This window comes from Mycobacterium sp. Root135 (genome assembly GCF_001426545.1).
In the GTDB taxonomy this organism is placed as follows: Bacteria; Actinomycetota; Actinomycetes; order Mycobacteriales; family Mycobacteriaceae; genus Mycobacterium.
On the sequence record NZ_LMEZ01000005.1, the window covers coordinates 954,164 to 974,678 of the forward strand.

At 67.6% G+C, this 20,515-nt stretch carries 20 protein-coding genes, 1 tRNA gene and 1 other RNA gene; 12 read left to right on the forward strand and 10 right to left on the reverse strand.

Going from position 1 to position 20,515, the window contains the following annotated elements; all coding sequences use genetic code 11:
• Nucleotides 1–4: 4 nt before the first annotated feature.
• Nucleotides 5–90, reverse strand: a tRNA-Ser gene (locus ASD37_RS15685).
• An 80-nt stretch (nt 91–170) separates the two neighbouring features.
• Between ASD37_RS15685 and ffs the strand changes: the two genes are divergently transcribed.
• The 3 genes from ffs to ASD37_RS15695 all read left to right on the forward strand — a co-directional run bounded on the left by ffs (nt 171) and on the right by ASD37_RS15695 (nt 3,555).
• Nucleotides 171–267: signal recognition particle sRNA small type (gene ffs, locus ASD37_RS30985), an RNA gene on the forward strand.
• 26 nt (nt 268–293) lie between these two features.
• Nucleotides 294–1,571, forward strand: coding sequence for an aminotransferase class I/II-fold pyridoxal phosphate-dependent enzyme (locus ASD37_RS15690; protein WP_056552501.1), 1,278 nt, complete (start codon nt 294–296; stop codon nt 1,569–1,571).
• A 37-nt stretch (nt 1,572–1,608) separates the two neighbouring features.
• The gene (locus ASD37_RS15695; RefSeq protein WP_056552504.1) at nt 1,609–3,555 is read left to right on the forward strand and encodes a DNA polymerase III subunits gamma/tau; all 1,947 of its coding nucleotides are present in this window, start codon (nt 1,609–1,611) and stop codon (nt 3,553–3,555) included.
• Between the two features lie 34 nt (nt 3,556–3,589).
• On the opposite strand, the gene ASD37_RS15700 is transcribed toward ASD37_RS15695, so the two are convergent.
• On the reverse strand, nt 3,590–4,894 hold the full coding sequence (locus tag ASD37_RS15700; protein WP_056552506.1) for a class I SAM-dependent methyltransferase: 1,305 nt from the start codon (nt 4,892–4,894) through the stop codon (nt 3,590–3,592).
• 59 nt (nt 4,895–4,953) lie between these two features.
• Complete coding sequence (locus tag ASD37_RS15705) at nt 4,954–6,333, reverse strand: FAD-binding oxidoreductase (protein WP_056552509.1); 1,380 nt, start codon at nt 6,331–6,333, stop codon at nt 4,954–4,956.
• A gap of 89 nt (nt 6,334–6,422) precedes the next feature.
• On the opposite strand from ASD37_RS15705, the gene ASD37_RS15710 reads away from it, so the two are divergent.
• Nucleotides 6,423–6,863, forward strand: coding sequence for an SRPBCC family protein (locus ASD37_RS15710; protein WP_056552512.1), 441 nt, complete (start codon nt 6,423–6,425; stop codon nt 6,861–6,863).
• A gap of 38 nt (nt 6,864–6,901) precedes the next feature.
• Here ASD37_RS15710 and ASD37_RS15715 read toward each other — a convergent pair whose 3' ends face one another.
• Complete coding sequence (locus tag ASD37_RS15715) at nt 6,902–7,672, reverse strand: Rv3717 family N-acetylmuramoyl-L-alanine amidase (protein ID WP_056552515.1); 771 nt, start codon at nt 7,670–7,672, stop codon at nt 6,902–6,904.
• A gap of 90 nt (nt 7,673–7,762) precedes the next feature.
• Here ASD37_RS15715 and ASD37_RS15720 point away from each other — a divergent pair, with 90 nt between their 5' ends.
• From ASD37_RS15720 to ASD37_RS15735, 4 genes are all read left to right on the forward strand, one after another.
• Nucleotides 7,763–8,095 carry a YbaB/EbfC family nucleoid-associated protein gene (locus tag ASD37_RS15720; protein ID WP_056552518.1) on the forward strand — a complete coding sequence of 111 codons (333 nt, stop codon included), beginning with the start codon at nt 7,763–7,765 and terminating at the stop codon, nt 8,093–8,095.
• 1 nt (nt 8,096) lies between these two features.
• Complete coding sequence (recR, locus tag ASD37_RS15725) at nt 8,097–8,708, forward strand: recombination mediator RecR (protein ID WP_056552522.1); 612 nt, start codon at nt 8,097–8,099, stop codon at nt 8,706–8,708.
• Between the two features lie 10 nt (nt 8,709–8,718).
• Nucleotides 8,719–9,114 (forward strand): hypothetical protein, encoded by a 396-nt coding sequence (locus tag ASD37_RS15730; RefSeq protein ID WP_056552525.1) that lies wholly within the window; start codon nt 8,719–8,721, stop codon nt 9,112–9,114.
• A 114-nt stretch (nt 9,115–9,228) separates the two neighbouring features.
• Nucleotides 9,229–10,080 carry an endonuclease domain-containing protein gene (locus ASD37_RS15735; protein ID WP_056552529.1) on the forward strand — a complete coding sequence of 284 codons (852 nt, stop codon included), beginning with the start codon at nt 9,229–9,231 and terminating at the stop codon, nt 10,078–10,080.
• Nucleotides 10,081–10,153: 73 nt separating this feature from the next.
• On the opposite strand, the gene ASD37_RS15740 is transcribed toward ASD37_RS15735, so the two are convergent.
• Nucleotides 10,154–10,870, reverse strand: a complete 717-nt coding sequence (locus ASD37_RS15740; protein ID WP_056552533.1) for a type 1 glutamine amidotransferase — start codon at nt 10,868–10,870, stop codon at nt 10,154–10,156.
• Nucleotides 10,863–12,089, reverse strand: coding sequence for a Mur ligase family protein (locus ASD37_RS31835; RefSeq protein WP_056552536.1), 1,227 nt, complete (start codon nt 12,087–12,089; stop codon nt 10,863–10,865). The genes ASD37_RS15740 and ASD37_RS31835 overlap by 8 nt, the downstream gene beginning before the upstream one ends.
• Before the next feature lie 84 nt (nt 12,090–12,173).
• Here ASD37_RS31835 and ASD37_RS31840 point away from each other — a divergent pair, with 84 nt between their 5' ends.
• The gene (locus ASD37_RS31840) at nt 12,174–13,166 is read left to right on the forward strand and encodes a DEDDh family exonuclease (RefSeq protein WP_056553459.1); all 993 of its coding nucleotides are present in this window, start codon (nt 12,174–12,176) and stop codon (nt 13,164–13,166) included.
• A 12-nt stretch (nt 13,167–13,178) separates the two neighbouring features.
• Here the strand turns inward: ASD37_RS31840 and ASD37_RS15755 are convergent, their stop codons facing one another.
• The 3 genes from ASD37_RS15755 to ASD37_RS15765 all read right to left on the reverse strand — a co-directional run bounded on the left by ASD37_RS15755 (nt 13,179) and on the right by ASD37_RS15765 (nt 16,899).
• Nucleotides 13,179–13,565, reverse strand: coding sequence for an SHOCT domain-containing protein (locus tag ASD37_RS15755; protein WP_056552538.1), 387 nt, complete (start codon nt 13,563–13,565; stop codon nt 13,179–13,181).
• A gap of 47 nt (nt 13,566–13,612) precedes the next feature.
• A complete protein-coding gene (leuA, locus tag ASD37_RS15760; protein ID WP_056552542.1) occupies nt 13,613–15,424 on the reverse strand; it encodes a 2-isopropylmalate synthase in 1,812 nt (603 codons plus the stop codon).
• Nucleotides 15,425–15,636: 212 nt separating this feature from the next.
• Complete coding sequence (locus tag ASD37_RS15765) at nt 15,637–16,899, reverse strand: ammonium transporter (RefSeq protein WP_056552545.1); 1,263 nt, start codon at nt 16,897–16,899, stop codon at nt 15,637–15,639.
• A 147-nt stretch (nt 16,900–17,046) separates the two neighbouring features.
• Here ASD37_RS15765 and ASD37_RS15770 point away from each other — a divergent pair, with 147 nt between their 5' ends.
• Nucleotides 17,047–17,514: a hypothetical protein gene (locus ASD37_RS15770; protein ID WP_156720895.1), complete on the forward strand. Its 468-nt coding sequence runs from the start codon at nt 17,047–17,049 to the stop codon at nt 17,512–17,514.
• On the opposite strand, the gene ASD37_RS15775 is transcribed toward ASD37_RS15770, so the two are convergent.
• Nucleotides 17,495–18,094 carry a nitroreductase family protein gene (locus ASD37_RS15775; protein ID WP_056552552.1) on the reverse strand — a complete coding sequence of 200 codons (600 nt, stop codon included), beginning with the start codon at nt 18,092–18,094 and terminating at the stop codon, nt 17,495–17,497. The genes ASD37_RS15770 and ASD37_RS15775 overlap by 20 nt on opposite strands.
• A gap of 92 nt (nt 18,095–18,186) precedes the next feature.
• On the opposite strand from ASD37_RS15775, the gene ASD37_RS15780 reads away from it, so the two are divergent.
• Both ASD37_RS15780 and ASD37_RS15785 read left to right on the forward strand, forming a co-directional pair.
• Nucleotides 18,187–19,452, forward strand: coding sequence for an aspartate kinase (locus ASD37_RS15780; RefSeq protein WP_056552554.1), 1,266 nt, complete (start codon nt 18,187–18,189; stop codon nt 19,450–19,452).
• Nucleotides 19,453–20,487, forward strand: a complete 1,035-nt coding sequence (locus ASD37_RS15785) for an aspartate-semialdehyde dehydrogenase (protein WP_056552557.1) — start codon at nt 19,453–19,455, stop codon at nt 20,485–20,487.
• Nucleotides 20,488–20,515 lie beyond the last annotated feature (28 nt).

Sequence of the window (20,515 nt, forward strand, 5' to 3'; positions counted from 1 at the left end):
AGTGCGGAGGATAGGGGATTTGAACCCCTGAGGGCTATTAACCCAACCCGCGTTCCAGGCGAGCGCCATAGGCCACTAGGCGAATCCTCCGCGGGCCATGTTAGCCGACCGAACCGCCCGCTCTTCACGAGCGGCATGCGTCGTGCCCGACGCCGGGGTATTACACTCGCTGTCGGACCCCGCGCGGCGTCCATCCTGTGAACTCCCCCAGGGCCGGAAGGCAGCAAGGGTCAATGGGCTCTGGCGGGTGCGCGGGGTCCCCTTTCAATTCACGGCCCAGCGGAAGGCCTGCCTTGTCGTTTCTGTCCCTCGGTCGTGACGAACTGGACGCGCAGCACGAGCTGCAGCGCCGCAACTACGCCGATCTGCAGGCCAAGAAGCTCAGCCTGGATCTCACCAGGGGTAAGCCGTCGGCCGCGCAGCTCGACCTCGCCAACGGCTTGTTGACGCTGCCCGGCACCGATTTTCGCGACGGTGAGGGCACCGACACCCGCAACTACGGCGGCCTGCACGGGTTGCCGGAGCTGCGCGCCATCTTCGGTGAACTGCTCGGCATCCCGGTCCAGAACCTGATTGCGGGCAACAACGCGAGCCTCGAGATCATGCACGACCTGGTGGTGTTCTCCCTGCTCCACGGCGCCGTCGACTCGCCGCGGCCGTGGATCGAAGAACCCGTGGTCAAGTTCCTCTGCCCGTCGCCCGGCTACGACCGCCACTTCGCCATCACCGAGGCCTTCGGCATCGAGATGATCCCGGTGCCGATGCTCGAGGACGGCCCCGACGTCGACCTCATCGAGGAACTCGTCGCCGGCGACCCCGCCATCAAGGGCATGTGGTGCGTCCCGGTGTTCTCCAACCCCACGGGCGTCACCTACTCCTGGGAGAACGTGCGACGCCTGGTCCAAATGCGCACCGCCGCAAGCGATTTCCGCCTGTTCTGGGACAACGCCTACGTCGTGCACACGCTGACCCACGACTTCGTCAAGCAGGTCGACGTGCTGGGACTGGCCGCCAAGGCGGGCAACCCGAACCGTCCCTACGTCTTCGCGTCGACCTCGAAGATCACGTTCGCCGGAGCCGGCGTCAGCTTCTTCGGTGGTTCGCTCGGCAACATCGCCTGGTACCTGCAGCACGCCGGTAAGAAGTCGATCGGGCCCGACAAGGTCAACCAGCTACGTCACCTTCGCTTCTTCGGCGACGCCGACGGGGTGCGACTGCAGATGCAGAAGCATCAGGAGCTTTTGGCGCCCAAGTTCGCGCTCGTCGGCCAAATCCTCGAGGACCGTCTCGGCGAGTCCAAGATTGCCTCGTGGACCGATCCGAAGGGCGGCTACTTCGTCAGCCTCGACGTGTGGCCCGGCACGGCGCGGCGGACGATCGCCCTCGCCAAGGACGCCGGCATCGCGGTGACCGAGGCGGGAGCCGCGTTCCCCTACCGAAAAGACCCCGAAGACAAGAACGTTCGGATCGCGCCGTCCTTTCCGTCGGTACCCGATCTCAACGAGGCGGTCGACGGTTTGGCGACCTGCGCGCTGCTTGCCGCGACCGAGTCGCTGCTCGCGGGTGACTAGGGCGCCACGCGTCGGACAGCCTGAGTAACCTGCTTCCGTGGCTCTCTACCGCAAGTACCGACCAGCGACCTTCGCCGAGGTGGTCGGTCAGGAGCACGTCACCGAGCCGCTGTCGACCGCACTGACGTCTGGCCGCATCAACCACGCCTACCTCTTCTCGGGTCCGCGCGGCTGTGGCAAGACGTCGTCGGCCCGCATCATGGCCAGATCGTTGAACTGCGAGCAGGGGCCCACCCCTACTCCGTGCGGTGTCTGTGACTCCTGCGTCGCGCTGGCACCCAACGGACCGGGCAGCGTCGACGTCGTCGAACTCGACGCGGCCAGCCACGGCGGCGTCGACGACACCCGGGAACTGCGGGACCGCGCGTTCTACGCGCCCGCCCAGTCGCGCTACCGCATCTTCATCATCGACGAGGCGCACATGGTCACCACGGCAGGCTTCAACGCCCTGCTGAAGATCGTGGAGGAGCCGCCGGACCACCTGATCTTCGTGTTCGCTACCACCGAACCCGAGAAGGTGCTGCCGACGATCCGCTCGCGCACCCACCACTACCCGTTCCGGCTGCTGGCCCCCAAGACCATGCGCGGCTTGCTCGAGCGCATCTGTGCCCAGGAAAACGTCGGCGTCGACGACGCGGTCTACCCGCTGGTGATCCGCGCCGGCGGCGGCTCGCCACGCGACACCCTGTCGGTGCTGGACCAGCTGCTGGCCGGCTCCGACGGCAAGCAGGTGGCCTACTCGCGAGCGCTGTCGCTCCTCGGCGCCACCGACCTGGCGCTCATCGACGCCTCGGTCGACGCGCTCGCCGCCGGAGACGCGGCGGCGCTGTTCGGTGCCGTCGAGGCGCTCATCGATGCGGGCCACGACCCTCGTCGGTTCGCCGTCGACCTGCTCGAACGGTTCCGGGACCTCATCGTTCTCCAAGCCGTTCCCGACGCCGCGGCGCGCGGTGTCGTCGACGCACCGGACGACGTCGTGGAGCGGATGCGGGAACAGTCCGCGACGCTCGGCTCCGCAACTCTGACCCGCTACGCCGAGGTGGTCCACGCGGGGCTGGGCGAAATGCGAGGGGCCACCGCACCGCGGCTGCTGCTCGAAGTCGTCTGCGCCCGTCTGCTGCTGCCTTCGGCCAGCGACACGGAAGCTGCTCTGCTGCAACGCATCGAGCGACTCGAAACCCGCATGAACGTCTCCATCCCGGCAGGGGAGGCGGCTCAGGCTGCCGCTGTCGTCGCAGAGGCGGAGGCGGCGGCACCTGCCAAACGATTCGTGCGCAGGAGCAACGCCGGCCCTGAGGCGTCGGAACCGCCCCCGCAGGAGGAGCGGTCCGCGCCGCCGCAGCAGACACCCCCGCCGGTGACGCCGCCGCCGGTCGCACCACCGGCCGTCACACCACCGCCCGTCACGTCGCCGCCCGCGCGGCCCGAGCCCGCGGCGCCGCCGCCACCCGTGGCACCCACGCCGCCTCCGGTGGCCCCGCAGCCCGTTGCGCCGCCAACCCCACCGGCGCCTACGGCCGCCGCGCCCGCGGCTCCAGGCCAGCCGGATGCCGCCACCGTCCGCACCATGTGGTCGACCGTTCGGGACAAGGTGCGCGAACGCCGCCGCCCCACCGACGTCATGCTCGACGGCGCCGTCGTGCTCGCGGTTGAGGGCGACACTCTCGTCCTCAGTCACGTGTCGGCACCGCTCGCGGCCCGACTCAACGAGCTGCGCAACGTCGAGATCATCAGGGACGCATTGAAGGACGCGCTCGGCGTGGACTGGAACATCCGGTGTGAAGCTGGCTCTCCGACCGCGCCGGCCCCCGTCGCCCGCCCTCGTCAGGTGGAGGAGGCACCGCCACCGGTCGAGGAGGACGACGAGGAGAGCATGCTCGCCCAAGCCGTCCACGAAGAGGCAGTGCCACGGCGCGACCCGGAAGAGGTCGCGCTGGAACTACTGCAAAGCGAACTGGGCGCCCGGCGGATCGAAGGAGTCTGACCACTCCCCGGGTCGCTCCGGCTGCTGCACGCCGCTAAGCGTTCCACCACGGACGCAAGGGCAGCCCGCCGTCGCCGCCCTTGTTGTCCAGCTTGACAGCCAGAACCTGGTGCAGCTGAACGACATTTGTCTCGAATCCGAGACGCGATCCCGCCATGTAGAGGCCCCACACCTTGGCGGTCGGGAGGCCGACCTCGGCAACCGCCTCGTCCCAGTGCTCGACCAGGTTGGCGCACCAGTCGCGCAGCGTCAGCGCGTAGTGGTGGCGCAGGTTCTCCTCGTGCACCACCTCCAGGCCGACGTCTTGGGCCTCGGTGATGATTCGGCCGGACCCGGTGAGTTCGCCGTCGGGGAAGACGTACCGGTCGATGAAGCCGCCGCCGCCCGCCCCGGATCGGTTGTCCGGACGGGTGATGCAGTGGTTCAGCAACAGAGCGCCGGTGCGCATCTTCGACTTGAGGAACCGGAAGTACGACGCGTAGTTCTGCACGCCGATGTGCTCGGTCAGCCCGATCGAGGACACGGCGTCGAACCCGGACTCGCGCACGTCGCGGTAGTCGCCGTGACGGACCTCGGCGAGATCGGAGAGGCCCTCCTCGGCGATCGCCTTCTGCGCCCAAGCCGCCTGCTCCTTGGACAGCGTCACGCCGACGGCCTTGACGCCGTGGCGTGCTGCGTAGCGCACCATGCTGCCCCAGCCGCAGCCCACGTCCAGCAGTCGATCGCCGGGCTGAAGGCGGAGCTTTTCGAACACCAAGCGGTACTTGTTGTCCTGGGCCTCCTCCAGGGTCACGTCGGCGTCCGGGTAGGCCGCGCAGGTGTAGGTCATGGACGGCCCGAGCACCCACTCGTAGAACGTGTTCGACACGTCGTAGTGATGGTGGATTGCTTCGGCGTCGCGAGTCTTGCTGTGCCGCAATCCCTCTGCGACGCGACGCCAGCGGGGCAGCGCCTCCTGCGGCGGCGGGGCGATCGGTCGCAGATGCTCGAAGCCGATCGACCTGACGATGTTGGCGAGCACCCGTGCCGACGGGCGCTTGAAGTCCATCTTGTCGCCGAGTGCGCGCAGCAACTCGTAGGGATCGCCGGGATGAACGCCGGTGGGCACCACGTCGCCCGAGACGTACGCGCGTGCCAGCCCCAGCTCGCCGGGGGCGGTCGCCAAGTAGGTGGTGCCGCGGGGGGTGCGCAGATCGAGGCCGACCTCGGCGTCGGCGGGACCCGCCGAGCTGCCGTCGTAGGCGGTGAACTTCAGGTCGTCACCGGCCGTGAGCACCTCGAGGATCTCGGCCAATGTCAGCTTGCCGGTCGTCACCGAATCGTCTTTGTACGTCGTCATGCCGGTCCTTCACTGTTCGTGCAAGCGCTCATCGGAGTTCTCTGCTCATCGGTGAGCTCTCATCGCCTCTGCACGGCTTTCGAATACAAATCGAGCAGACGCGAGTCTGGGTCGTAAGTCTTCTTGACCGTGGCATAGGTTTCGCCGCCGTAGAGTTCGTCGAATTCCTCCGGCGAGTAATAGGCGTCGGAGTACAAGGATTTGTGGCCGTCGAGCTCGCTGACCTTCTCCTCGATCAGGCGGTTCGTCTGTCCCTCTACCGAGCCGGCGGGCACCGACGACCAGAAGCCTATGTTGACGTAAGTGTGATGCCCCGCAATTGGGTACAGCGGCCAGCCCACGTCGTCGCGCAACCTCAGCGGACACAGCCAGATCGGTTCGATCGGCACGTTGTCGAGGAACCAGTCGACGAACTCTCCCGTGCGCCCGATCGGCACCTCGATGTCCTGCACGACCCGCTCCAGTGGCGGCCTACCGTTGCGCTTCTCGATGCGGTCCGCGATGTCGAACCGGCGGTCGTAACCGATCAACTTCCAGTAGAAGCTGCTGCGCCGCAGCCGACGGGGCCAAAATTTCCGGATGGTCGGGTTCTGGGCGCCGAACGCCCGCGAGCACCAGAACCAGTCGGTGTCCCACCGCCACAGATAGTCGTGAATCGTCAGCCGGTCGTGCTTCTCGCCGTCGGCGTGCTGGATGGAGCGGTAGTAGACGTCCTGGCCGGTGTAGTCGCTGACCGGGCCGGACGCTGCGGTCCGCACGCCGATGCAGAGATAGGACTCGTCGGCGCTGAACACCACGCCGTCGAGGTAGTCGACCGGCGAGCCGTCGTAGGTCTGCGTCTCGACGATCTGATCCATGGTGGCGACGAGCTCGGCCACCGAATGGAAGCGCACGTGCGTCAACGCCACGAACGGCTTGACCGGCTCCAGCTCGATCTTCAGACGCACCGAATAGCCAAGCGTCCCATAGGAATTCGGGAAGGCATGAAAGAGATCGGGGTAGTGGTCACGGCTTGCCGTCACCACCTCGCCCGCGCCGGTGAGGATGTCCATCTCCAGCACCGACTCGTGCGGCAGGCCGTTGCGGAAGGACGCCGACTCGATGCCGAGGCCCGTCACCGCGCCCCCGAGGGTGATGGTCTTCAACTGCGGCACCACCAGCGGCGACAACCCGTACGGCAGCGTGGCGGCGACGAGATCCTCGTAGGTGCACATCCCCGCGACGTCCGCGGTGCGCGCCTCCGGGTCGACGGAGATGACACCCGTCAGACCGGAGACGTCGAGACCCTTGACTGTCGACTTCTCACGGGCCCGAAACAGGTTCGAGGTGGGCTTCGCCAGGCGGACCGTCGCGCTGGGCGGAATCGCGCGGTAGCTCGCCAGCAGTCTCTCCACGCCTACTGCGTGGGCCGACTGCGCTTCGTTCACTGCAACAGTCACACACGTACGCTAGACCCCGGTCGCACCCGATGCGACTGGACCGACCCGGGATTACCCCCGTTCACCCTCAGATCTAGGAGTCTTCACCGATGGGACAGGTCAGCGCCTCCAGCACTGTCTTGATCAACGCCGAACCCGACGCCGTGCTCGCAGCCGTCGCCGACTACCAGACGGTTCGCCCGAAGATCCTTTCCTCGCACTACCGCGACTACCAGGTCCTGGAGGGCGGGCAGGGCGCAGGCACCGTCGTCACCTGGAAGCTTCAGGCCACCGAGAAGCGGGTCCGCGACGTCAAGGCCACCGTCGACGTGGCAGGTCACGCCGTCATCGAGAAAGACGCCAACTCCACGATGGTGACCAACTACACAGTCGCCCCGGCCGGACCGGGCGCGTCCGTGACGGTCAAGACGTCGTGGCAGGGCGCCGGCGGCGTCAAGGGCTTCTTCGAGAAGACATTCGCGCCGTTAGGCCTTCGCAAGATCCAGGCCGAGGTGCTGGCGAACCTGAAGAATCAGGTCGAGTCGAACTAGCGGCGGGCAGGAGCGCAGCGACCCAGGGAAACTAGCGCCTAGGCGACGGCCCGCGGCGGGCGTGTCCCCAGGAAGCTGACGATGCCGCGCACCACGGCGTCGGCGTACTTCTGCCGACCGTCGGGGCTCTCGATCAAGGCGCAGTCGGCGGGGTTCTTCATGTTGCCCATCTCGACGAGGATCGACGGGTACTGGGCCAGGTTGAGCCCGGTCAGGTCAGAGCGCCCGTAGAGCCCGCCCTGTCCGATGTAGTTGGCGGGCATCAGGCCAGATGCCTGCAGTTGGGCGTTCATCGCCTGGGCGAGCTGGACCGACGGGCCGGCCTGCACCTGGTTGAGCGGCGGTGACGAATAGTTCACGTGATAGCCCCGCCCCGTCGCAGGCCCGCCGTCGGCGTGGATCGAGACGATGGCGTCCGGCTTGAGGGCATTGGCCATGGCGGCCCGCTCGTCGACGCAGGCGGCCACGCCGCTGTCGTCGCCGCGGGACATCGCGGTGCGCACGCCAAGCTGCGTCAGCTCCGCCCGGATGCGCAGCACCGTCTCCCAGTTGAAGGTGTGCTCGGGATAGCCGTCGTCGGTCGTCGTCCCACTGGTCTGGCAGTCCTTGGTACCGCCGCGCCCCGTCGGGACCTGCTTGGTCAGGGACGCGTCGTTGGCACCGTTGTGACCTGGGTCGAGGAACACGATCATCCCGGCGATGTTGGACGGGGCGGCGGCGGCGCTCGGCGCGACGAGCGCGGCGACGAGGAGGCCGACGGCGAGAGCTGCGCCGACACGCAGGCAGGCAGGGAAGTGCACGGAGCACAACGTAGCTCGCAGGACGACTAGTCTTGAAGGACGAATCGCCACGTGCTGGGGACAGCAATCAGTTCGAGACCAATACGCAAGGGGACCGTCATGCAACCCGGCCAACCGCCCGACATGTCGGCGCTCCTCGCGCAGGCTCAGCAGGTTCAGCAGCAGCTGATGGAGGCTCAGGAAGCCCTCGCCGTCGCCGAGGTGCACGGGCAGGCCGGCGGCGGTCTGGTGCAGGTGACGATGAAGGGGAGCGGCGAAGTGGTCGGCGTCGCGATCGACCCGAAGGTCGTCGACCCCGAGGACGTCGAGACGCTGCAAGACCTCGTCATCGGCGCGATCAGGGACGCCGCCCAGCAGGTCACGATGATGGCGCAGAGCAAGCTTGGCCCGCTCGCCGGTGGCCTCGGCGGCTTAGACATTCCGGGGCTCTGACTTGTTTGAAGGTCCCGTCCAGGATCTGATCGACGAACTGGGCAAGCTGCCGGGCATCGGGCCGAAGAGCGCACAGCGCATCGCCTTTCATCTGCTGTCGGTCGAGCCGCCGGACATCGACCGGTTGACCGCCGTGCTGGCCAAGGTGCGCGACGGCGTGCAGTTCTGTTCGGTGTGCGGCAACGTCTCCGACGCCGACCGCTGCCGCATCTGCTCGGATTCGCGGCGCGACGCGTCGCTGGTGTGCGTGGTGGAGGAACCCAAGGACGTTGCGGCCGTCGAACGCACGCGTGAGTTCCGTGGCCGCTACCACGTGCTGGGTGGCGCGCTGGATCCGCTGTCGGGCGTCGGGCCGGAGCAACTGCGAATCCGCGAGCTGCTCAACCGAATTGGTGAGCGGGTCGACGGCGTGGACGTCGCCGAGGTCATCATCGCGACCGACCCCAACACCGAGGGCGAGGCCACGGCCACCTACCTGGTACGCATGCTGCGAGACATTCCCGGGCTGTCGGTCACCCGCATCGCCTCCGGGCTGCCGATGGGCGGCGATCTGGAGTTCGCCGACGAGCTGACGCTGGGACGCGCTCTGACCGGCCGCCGGGCGATGGCTTAAGTTGTCGACCATGCGTGACGATGAGTTCAAGGTCGAGGTCGAACTCGGCGACGAGGCGCACCACCTGTCGTTCTGGGATCGCCTGCGGTCCCTCGACGTGGACGACGTGGCCCGCCAACGGCTGGGCAGCCGGGTGACGGTGACCCGCGACGGCAATCGGATTCAGCTGTACACGTGCAGTTTGCGCGATGCCAAGGAAGCCGAACGTTCTGTCCGCGAACTCGTGCTCGCCGACGACCTCACCGCGGAGTACACGACGAGCCGGTGGGACGAATCCGCACAGCAGTGGGTCGACGTCGACGGGCACGCGGTCGACGACGACGCCCCCGACGTGCCGGTGCCGGACCCGAGCTACGTGATCCTCGAGGCCTACAAGCCGGAGTTTCTGCGCGACCTGGGCTTGTAGGCCTGCGCTTCTCCGGTTTCCCGCGAGACATAAACCTCGGCGACGACACGCCGGTTTGAGCCGCCATGGCTTATGTCTCGCTGGCCTGTCGGTGGGCGATGCCAGGGTTCGGGAATGGCAGCGGTCTTCTCGGGGAGTGGTGCGGTAAGCGGTGGACGGCTGACCCGCCATCGGCTTCGCACCCGTTTCGAGGCCATTCATCCCGACGTCTACGTCGCGGAGTTCGCGGAGCTGACGACCGCGGACCGAGCACGTGCCGCGGTGCTGTGGTCGAAGGGCCGCGGCGTCGTGGCAGGAGTCACGGCGTCTGCCTTGCACGGTGCAAAGTGGGTAGACGGCGGCCAACCCGTCGAGCTGATCTGGCGCAACCAACACGCCCCCCGCGGAGTGATCACTCGCAACGAACGTCTCGACGGCGACGAGTTCGCCGTCGTCGACGGCATCTCGGTGACCACGGTGGCTCGCACTGCACTGGACCTCGGTCGTCATCTCGACCGCGATGCTGCGGTGACCCGACTGGACGCGCTGGCCCACGCGACGGGCATCTCGGCGGTCGACGTCGAACCGCTGCTGACTCGGCACCGTGGCAGTCGAGGCGTGCAGAAGGCCCGCGAAGCGATCGCGCTGATGGATGCCGGCGGCACGTCGCCGACGGAGACCTGGTTACGGCTACTCATCGTGGACGCCGGTCTGCCAAAGCCGCAGTCTCAGTTGATGGTTCACAACGGTGACCACTATCCCCTTGCCTACCTCGATCTCGGATGGGAGAAGTTCATGGTCGCCGTGGAGTATGACGGCGACCAACATCGAACGGACCGGCAGCAATATCGGAAGGACGTCAGCAGACTGCAGATGCTCGAGCGGATGGGGTGGATCGTCATCCGAGTGCTCGCGGGTGAGCACCCGTTGGACGTGCTCCAGCGCATTCGGCACGCGCTGGCTCGTCGCGGCTGCCGCGAGGTATAAACCTCGGCGACGACACGCCGGGGGATGACGCCGACGCTTATGCCTCGCGCTCGATCTCGACGGGCGCGGGCCCTTAAGCGCGGCGCGGAGCCGCCAGGCGTTCGCGACGCAACTGCTCCACCTCGGCCAGCTGGATCGGCGCGAGTTCGCCGACCACTCGGGACAGCAGGTGGTCGGCCAACTGCGGATTGCGAGCCAGGCACGGGCCATGCAGATAGGTCGCGACGATGCTGCCCTGCACCGCGCCGTCGAAGCCGTCACCGTCCCGGTTGCCGGCCCCGCTGATCACCTTGGCTAGCGGTTCGGCCGCAGGACCCAAAAGTGTTCCGCCCCGGTGGTTTTCGAAACCCGTCAGGCGTTGGTCGAGGCCCGGCACCAGCGGCTGCGAGACGACTTCGCCGATGGTCCGCGCAGGCTGCGGCGAGGTCGTCACGTCGAGCACGCCGACGCCCTCGACCCGCTCGCCCGACGACGTCTCATACCAGTGCCCGAGCACCTGGATCGCCGCGCAGATCGCCAGCACGGGGGCGCCCCGTTCGGCAGCCCGCTGCAGCCCGGGGTACTGGATCAGATGCTTGGTGGCCAACCGTTGGGCGTAGTCCTCCGCGCCGCCGAGGGTGTAGAGATCGAGGGAGTCGGGCACCGGGTCGGCCAGCGTGATTTCGACGACTTCGGCGTCGATCCCCCTCAGCCGCAACCTCTCTCGCAGCACGACCGCGTTGCCGCCGTCGCCGTAGGTTCCCATGACGTCGGGCAGCACCAGCCCGATCCGAACGGTGGATTCACTCACGGGGCAGCCGCCGGTTGAGTTGGAGGAATGCGGTGTAGTTGGCGACCACCTCGACGTGACCGGGTGGGCACGACGCGATGGCCTTCACGGTGTCGTGCTCCAGGGTGTGGTCGACGCCGGCGTACCCCAGACGCACCGCCAGATCGGTGCCGCGCTCGCCCGCCGCGACGACCGTCGTATCGCCAAAGTGTTCGAACCGGACGTCCCACAGCCACGACAGGTCCTCGCCGTCCGGGACCTGTCCGTTGACCGCGATGACGACGCCCGCACCGTGCTTGTCGACCATCGACAGCGCCTCGTGCCAGCCCGCCGGGTTCTTGGCCAGCAGCACCCGCACGGTGTGCTCACCCAGCTGCACGGTGCGGTAACGCCCAGCGACCTCATCGACGCCGGACACCGCGGCGACCGCCGCCGCGGGATCGGCGCCGAGGGTGACCGCCGCCGCGATCGCCTGCGTGGCGTTGCCGCGGTTGACGTCGCCGGGCAGTGCCAACGTCATCGGCAGGGTCAGTCCGTCGGGTCCGTGGACGTGGGTGTCGTCGTACCACCAGTGCGGCGTGGGCCGCTTGAAGTCGCTGCCCGTGGAGTACCAGTGCGACTCCTCGCGCACGATGACCTCGCCGCTGCGAGGACAGCTGACCGAGTCGTTGGCCCACGTTCCGCCGGCGGCCACCCACACCACGTTCGGGCTGTCGTAGGCGGCCGACGTCATGAGCACGTCGTCGCAGTTGGCCACCACGACGGCCCCACCGTGCCGGGCGAGTCCACCGCGCAGCGTCCGCTCGATGTGGTTGATCTCACCAACGCGGTCGAGCTGATCGCGGGACAAATTGAGGAGGACGACCACCGCGGCGGGCACGGCGTCGAGGACGTGTGGCACGTGCATCTCGTCGACTTCGAGCGCCGCGAGCTTGGCCGTGCGGTCGCCGGCCAGCGCCGCGATCAGCCCGGCGTCCATGTTCGCGCCTTCGGCGTTGGTCGCGACGGGACCCATGGTGGCGAGCGCGGCGGCCGTCATCCTGGTGGTCGTCGACTTGCCGTTCGTGCCGGTCACGACGACGGAGCTGCGTCCGGTGCCGAGTTGACCGAGGATCGACTTGTCCAGGGCCATCGACACCAGGCCGCCGATCATCGCGCCGGCGCCACGCCCGGTGACCCGCGACGCCCAGCGCGCGGCAGACCCGGCACCCAGCGCGATTCGACCCCGAGTGGTGACCATCCCCGGCAGTCTAAAAGGGCCAAAGTCGGCTGGCGACACGCGGCGTCTCGGTCGGGCCTTGTCGGGGACCCGTGCCATCCTCGAATCGTGAGCCAAACGTTCGGCCGACCGGCCTCCGAGCCCGGTGCGGGCTGGGCCGTCGTCGACGTCGAGACGACGGGCTTCCATCCGCGTCAGGCTCGCGTCGTCAGCGTGGCCGCGCTGGCCCTCGGTGACGACGGCAACGTCGAGGGCAGCTTCGCCAGCCTGCTCAATCCGGGCGTCGACCCAGGCCCCACCCACGTCCACGGGCTGACCACCGAGATGCTGCAGGGCCAGCCGACCTTCGCCGACATCGTCGGCGAGCTCAACGCGGTCCTCGAGGGCCGCACGCTGGTGGCGCACAACGTCGGCTTCGACTACTCCTTCCTGGCCAACGAGGCCGAGCTGGTGGGTGCCGAGCTGCCGGTCGACACCGTGATGTGCACCGTCGAGCTGGCCCGCCGGCTCAACCTCGGCGTCGAGAACCTGAGGTTGGAGACGCTGGCCGCGCACTGGGGCGTCACCCAGATGCGCCCCCACGACGCCCTCGACGACGCCATGGTGCTGGCTCAAATCCTCAAGCCGTCATTGGCGGGCGCCCACGACCGCAACGCGTGGCTGCCGGTCCGGCCGGTGGCGCGCCGCACGTGGCCCAACGGTCAGGTCACCCACGACGAGCTGCTGCCGCTGCGGACGTTGGCGGCCCGGATGCCCAGCGACTTCCAGCACCCCGGCCGCTTCGTCGCGGGCAGGCCACTGGTGCAGGGCATGCGGGTGGCCTTGTCGGCCGAGGTCACCCACACCTACGAGGAACTCATCGAACGGATGCTGCACGTCGGACTGTCGTACGCCGACATCGTCGACCAGCAGACGTCGTTGGTGGTGTGCAACGACGCCGACCCCGATCAGGGCCGGGGCTACCAGGCCCGCGAGATGGGCATTCCGCTGGTCGACGACGCGACGTTCATCGCGCTGATCGAACACGTCGTCGGTGGCACGGGGATCGAGCAGTTCACCGACCCCACGCTCCGGGGCGATCAGTTCACCCTGTTCTGAGGCCGGGCGGACCTACGCCAGAGCCTTGGCCTTGAGTGACTCGTATTCACCCTGGTTGATCGTGCCGGCGTCCAGCAACTCCTTGGCGTGCGCGATCTCCTCGGCAGGCGAACGTCCGGCGGCCTGCTTGATGTAGTCGTCGGTCTGTCGCTTGGCCGCCACCGCCGCTTCGTGGGCCCGCACCGACATGCCCTGGCCACGCGCGATCAGGTAGATCAACGCTGCGAACCACGGAATGACGAAAAGGAAGACGACCCAGAGCGCCTTGACGAAGCCGGACGTCTCGTGGTCACGCCAGAACAGGTCCGTGAGGATCTGGAAGAGCACCAGCAGGTAGGCGATCCACGCGAAGATGATCAGGAAGTGCCACAGGAAATCCCACGTCGAACCCCAGTCCATGACGGCTCCTCACGTCGTCGACGCCACGTCTTGACGCCGACGTCAGTTTAGCCGCGCGCAGCCCTGTTCACGGCGGATACGACCGCACGCAAGGACGCCGTGGTGATGGACGTCGCGATGCCGACCCCCCACACGGTCTTGCCGCCGACCGACGCCTCGACGTACGCGGCGGCCTGAGCCTCCACGTCGGCTGACAGCGTGTGCTCCGAGTAGTCCAGCAGGTTGACGTCGTATCCGACCGTCGACAGCGCGTCCACGAACGCCGCGAGCGGGCCGTTGCCCGCGCCGACGATCTCGCGCTCGACGCCGTCGACCTTCACCGTCGCGGTGATGGTGTCGGTGCCGCCGTCTTCCTCTGCCGCGTCGACCTTCTGCCGGATGCGCTCCAACGGCGTGACGGGGGCCAGGTACTCGTCGGCGAAGACGTCCCACATCTCCTTGGGCGACACTTCGCCGCCCTCGCCGTCGGTGATCTTCTGGATGGCCTGGCTGAACTCGATCTGCAGCCGTCGTGGCAGCGCCAGCCCGTGGTCGGCCTTCATGATGTAGGCCACGCCGCCCTTGCCGGACTGGGAGTTCACCCGGATGACGGCTTCGTAGGTGCGCCCGACGTCCTTGGGGTCGATGGGCAGATACGGCACCTGCCACAGGATGTCGCCGATGTCGGAACCGGCCGCGTCGGCGTCGACCTTCATCGCGTCCAGACCCTTGTTGATGGCGTCCTGGTGGCTGCCGGAGAACGCCGTATAGACCAGATCGCCGCCGTAGGGGTGGCGTTCGTGCACCGGCAGTTGGTTGCAATATTCGACCGTGCGGCGGATCTCGTCGATGTTGGAGAAGTCGACCTGCGGGTCGACGCCGCGGCTGAACAGGTTCAGGCCCAGCGTCACCAGGCAGACGTTGCCGGTGCGTTCACCGTTGCCGAACAGGCAGCCCTCGATGCGGTCTGCGCCGGCTTGGTAGCCCAATTCGGCTGCGGCGACGGCAGTTCCGCGGTCGTTGTGCGGGTGCAGGCTCAGGATGATGGAGTCGCGGCGGGCCAGGTTGCGGCTCATCCACTCGATCGAGTCGGCGTAGACGTTGGGGGTGGCCATCTCGACGGTGGCTGGCAGGTTGACGATCAGCGGGGCCTCTGGCGTGGCTTCGACGATCTCCGACACCGCGTCGCACACCTCCTTGGCGTACTCCAGTTCGGTGCCCGTGTAGGACTCGGGGGAGTATTCGAAACGCCATTGTGTGCCAGGGTGTTTCGCGGCTTCCGCGACGCACATCTTGGCGCCGTCGGTGGCGATCTTCTTGACGGCCTCACGATCGGCGCGGAACACCACCCGTCGCTGCAGGATCGACGTCGAGTTGTAGAAGTGCACGATCGCCTTGGGGGCGCCCGCGCAGGCCTCGAACGTCCGCTCGATCAATTCGGCCCGGCACTGCGTCAGCACCTGGATGGTCACGTCGTCGGGAATCGCACCGTCGGTGATGATTTCGCGGACGAAGTCGAAGTCGGTCTGGCTGGCTGACGGGAAGCCGACCTCGATCTCCTTGTAGCCCATGCGGACCAGCAGGTCGAACATGCGCCGCTTGCGTTCCGGGCTCATCGGGTCGATCAAGGCTTGGTTGCCGTCACGCAGGTCGACCGCGCACCACATGGGTGCGGTCTCGACGACCTTGTCCGGCCACGTGCGGTCGGGCAGGGTTACCCGCTCTACTTCGTCCGCGAAGGGCCGGTACCGGCTCACCGGCATCGACGTCCCGCGCTGGGTGTTCCAGGCGGGCTGACCGGGATTGCGGTCGCCGGCGGGGGTGCTGATGGTGCGCGCCGAGACGTAGGCGTCGATCGAATGGGGGTTGGGATTGTTCACGGTTCTCGCTCCGGTTGGTGTCTGGAAGAAATTTCAGACCGGCGCATCAAGACGACCCGCGACGGGAAGCCAGTCTGGTTCAGACCCCGCCGCGGCGTCCGAGAAGGAGCGACCGCTGCACGACGGTCACTCTACTCCGCGAGGCCACTTCTCCAAAACACCAAAGAGGCCCCGGTCGGCGCGGGGCGAATCGCGCCGACCGGGGCCAGTCTCTAGAGGGTTTGCAACTCGTACGCCGCGTCGCGGTGCAACTTGGCGTCGATGCCGCTTTCCTCGTCCTCGGGCGAGATGCGGATGCCCATCGTCTTCTTGATCACGAACGCGATCGCGAAGGCGACCACGAACGAGTAGGCCATCACCGCACCTGCGGCGATGATCTGCTTCCACAGCTGGCTGAAGCCGCCGCCGTAGAAGACGCCGTCGGTGGCGTTGGGCATGCTCGCGCTGGCGAAGAAGCCGATCAGCACGGTGCCGATGACGCCGCCGACGAGGTGCACGCCGACCACGTCGAGCGAGTCGTCGTAGCCGAAGCGCTCCTTGAGGCCGACGGCGTAGACGCAGACCGCGCCGGCGATGGCGCCGACCGCGATCGCGCCGATCGGGGTGACCGCACCACAGGCGGGGGTGATGGCGACCAGGCCGGTGATCGCGCCGGACGCCGCGCCGACGCCGGTGACGTGGCCGTCCTTGATCTTCTCGACGGCCAGCCAGGCCAGGGTGGCGGCGCAGGTGGCGACGAACGTGGTGACCATGACGATCGCGGCCGAGTTGCCAGCGGCAAGGGCCGAACCGCCGTTGAACGCATACCAGCCGGCCCACAGCAGGCCCGCGCCCAGCAGCGTCAGGGGCACGTTGTGGGGCTTGCGCAGCTGACCGAACATCGCGGACTTGCCGAGCACGATTGCGACGGCCAACGCCGCGGCGCCTGCGTTGATGTGCACGGCGGTACCGCCGGCGAAGTCAATTGCTTTGAGGCTGTTGGCAATCCAGCCACCGACCGAGCCCTCGGTGACCACGCCGTCGAAGGCGAACACCCAGTGTGCGACGGGGAAGTACACCAGCACGGCCCAGAACACGGCGAACACCATCCACGCGCCGAACTTCATCCGGTCGGCGACCGCACCCGAGATCAGGGCGACGGTGATCGCCGCGAAGAGCGCCTGGAACAGTGCGAACAGGCTGACCTGCAACCCGGAGATGGTCGTCTGGGATTCGAGCAGATCCGTCATCCCGGCGAACTCGGTGAAGCTGCCGACGAAGCCGCCGTAGCTGGTGCCGAAGACCATGGAGAAGCCGAACAGCACCCAGAGGACGCCGACGACGGCGACGGCGCCGAAGGTCATCATCATCATGTTGGTCGAGCTCTTCACCGAGACCATGCCGCCGTAGAACAGCGCCAGCCCGGGGATCATCAGCGTGAGGCCGATGATGCAACACAGCATGAATGCCGTGGTGCCGGTGTCAACTACATCCATCGGTACTCTCCATCAGTGGTGCGGCCCCCTCGAGGCCGATCACTGGCAGTGAACGAGGTTTCTGTTACGTGGACTTACCTGTGAGGTTTCGCGCACGTTAAACGTCCTCGGCGATGCGACGCCTTGCACCTGTGTCAGCATCAAGAGGTGAAACGCGTGAGGCCGCTGACGACGGTCGTGGTGGTGGTAGCCATGCTGATCGGCGGCGGCATCTGGTGGCTGTTCTTCCGTGGTCCGTCCTCGTCGGACTGCGCTCCGGTGCGAGAAATGTTGGCGTTCAACAAGTCCGAGATCGACACCCTCAACGCCAAGACCCACGTCCCCGAACCCGGATCGTCGGAAGCGGCAACCGACCCGAGTGAACTCGACTACCGGGCGTGGGTCGACGGGCTCACCGACCGGGCTGCGAAGGTCACCGCCCCCGAGCTGGCAGGGCCGGCCAAGGAGACCGCAGAGACCGCCGATCGGCTGGTTCGGGCCCGTCTCGACTACGACGCCCAGAGCGCGCGCACCGCGCCGGGTGCCATGGCCCCCGCGTCGGCCATGATCGTCGCCGCGTTCAACGACCAGTTCGAAGCCCAGGTCGGCCAGCTGTCTAAGACGTGCCCGTCGTGAACGCGGCGCCCCATCTGACGGCGTAGGCCACCTGCTCCAGCGGCAGCCGCTCCCGGGGCCTCGAGTCCCGCTCGACGACGGCCTGATCCGCCGTTGAGTAGTCGCCGAGCGTCCCCAGTGCCAGCACCGCGACCGGTCTGACCTCGTCGGGAACGCCGAAGGCGGCGCGCGCGGCGTCGGCGTCGAACCCGGCCATGGGATGCGCGACCAGCCCACGGGCGACCGCCTCGACGCTGGCGTTGGCGATCGCGGCCCCGGCGTCGACCGCGGAGTAGAACGCCGTGTTCTCGTCGGGCCCCTCGTCGGCGCAGATCAAAAGCAGCGCGCCCGCGGCCGTCGCATACGAGTTGCCGCGTTTGAGGGTCGCGACCAGTGCGTCGAACGTCTCGTCGCCGCGCAGCCCCACCACGAACCGGACCGGCTGTCGACCGCCCCAGGTCGCCGCCCAGCGGGCGGCCTCGAGGACGGCGGTCACCTGCTCGCCGGTGACGGTCGCATCGGGATCGAAGGCTCGCGGACTCCAGCGTGCGGCGATGGGCTCGTGGATCGGTACGCGGGTGTCGGCACGTCTGTTGGTCACGCGTCCGAACGCTACCGCCGGACGGGACGGAAAAACCGGTGGGCAGACCCCTTATCCTGTATGCGACTCACGCGTGAAGGGAAAGGTCAACAGTGGCGCTCGTCGTACAGAAGTACGGCGGATCCTCGGTGTCAGACGCCGATCGGATTCGCCGGGTCGCCGAGCGCATCGTCGAGACCAAGAAGGCGGGTAACGACGTCGTCGTCGTGGTCTCGGCCATGGGCGACACCACCGACGATCTGCTCGACTTGGCGCGCCAGGTTAACCCCGCGCCGCCCCCGCGTGAAATGGACATGCTGCTGACCTCGGGGGAGCGGATCTCCAACGCCCTGGTCGCGATGGCCATCTCCTCGCTCGGCGCCGAGGCGCGGTCCTTCACCGGATCGCAGGCCGGCGTCATCACGACTGGCACGCACGGCAACGCCAAGATCATCGACGTCACGCCGGGCAGGCTCCGCAGCGCCCTCGACGAGGGGTTGATCGTGTTGGTCGCCGGCTTCCAGGGCGTCAGCCAGGACAGCAAGGACGTGACCACGCTCGGCCGTGGCGGTTCCGACACCACCGCCGTCGCACTGGCCGCCGCGTTGCACGCCGACGTGTGCGAGATCTACACCGACGTGGACGGCATCTTCACCGCCGACCCACGCATCGTGCCCAACGCCAGGCACCTGTCCACCGTCAGCTTCGAGGAGATGCTCGAGATGGCGGCCTGTGGGGCGAAGGTGCTCATGTTGAGGTGCGTGGAATATGCCCGGCGCTACGACGTTCCGATACACGTCAGGTCGTCGTACTCAGACAAGGCGGGCACGCTCGTCAAAGGATCGATGGAGGACATCCCGATGGAAGACGCGATCCTGACCGGAGTTGCCCACGATCGTGGTGAGGCGAAGGTGACCGTCGTCGGGTTGCCCGACGTTCCTGGCTACGCGGCCAAGGTGTTCCGCGCCGTCGCCGACGCCGACGTGAACATCGACATGGTGCTGCAGAACATCAGCAAGATCGAAGACGGCAAGACCGACATCACCTTTACCTGCGCGCGGGACAACGGGCCGGCGGCCGTCGAGAAGCTTGCGTCGCTGCAGGGTGAAATCGGTTTCACCTCAGTGCTTTACGACGACCACATCGGCAAGGTGTCGCTGATCGGCGCCGGCATGCGCAGCCACCCGGGCGTCACCGCGACGTTCTGTGAGGCGCTCGCCGCCGTCGGCGTCAACATCGACCTCATCTCGACCTCGGAAATTCGAATTTCGGTGCTGGTCAAGGACACCGAGTTGGACAAGGCCGTGATGGCGTTGCACGAGGCGTTCAATCTGGGCGGCGACGAAGAGGCCGTCGTATATGCGGGAAGCGGGATCTAGATGGTCAACATCGGAGTCGTCGGCGCGACCGGGCAGGTCGGCCAGGTCATGCGAAAGCTGCTCGAGGAGCGCGACTTTCCGGCCACGTCGGTGCGGTTCTTCGCCTCGTCGCGCTCGCAGGGCAAGAAGCTGACGTTCCGCGGTCAGGAGATCGAGGTCGAGGACGCCGAAACGGCCGACCCGTCGGGTCTCGACATCGCGCTGTTCTCCGCGGGTGCCACCATGTCTCGGGTTCAGGCGCCGCGGTTCGCGGCCGCCGGCGCCGTCGTCGTCGACAACTCGTCGGCGTGGCGCAAGGACCCCGAGGTTCCGCTGGTGGTCAGCGAGGTCAACTTCGCCCGCGACGCCGGTAACCGACCCAAGGGCATCATCGCCAACCCCAACTGCACCACCATGGCCGCGATGCCGGTACTGAAGGTGCTGCACGACGAGGCCGGGCTGGTGCGGATGATCGCCTCGACGTACCAGGCGGTGTCCGGTAGCGGGCTGGCCGGCGTCGAGGAGCTGTTCAGCCAGGCCAAGGCCGTCGTCGAGGACAGCGAGCAGCTGGTTCACGACGGATCCGCGCTGACGTTCCCGGCCCCGAACAAGTACGTGGCACCGATCGCCTTCAACGTCCTACCGCTGGCGGGGTCGCTGGTCGACGACGGTTCCGGGGAGACCGACGAGGATCAGAAGCTGCGATTCGAGAGCCGCAAGATCCTCGGCATCCCCGACTTGCTCGTCAGCGGCACCTGCGTGCGGGTGCCGGTGTACACCGGGCACTCCTTGTCCATCAACGTCGAGTTCGAGCGACCGTTGTCTCCGGAGCGGGCCAAGGAATTGCTGGCATCCGCGCCGGGGGTGAAGCTGGTGGACGTGCCGACCCCGCTGGCCGCCGCCGGTGCCGACGACTCCCTCGTCGGGCGCATTCGGCAGGATCCCGGTGCCCCCGACGGGCGCGGCCTCGCATTGTTCGTCTCCGGAGACAATCTCCGAAAGGGTGCTGCGCTCAACACCATTCAGATCGCCGAGCTGCTCGCCGCCGAACTCTGACCCACCGGCCGCCCAGTGTGGACTTCCG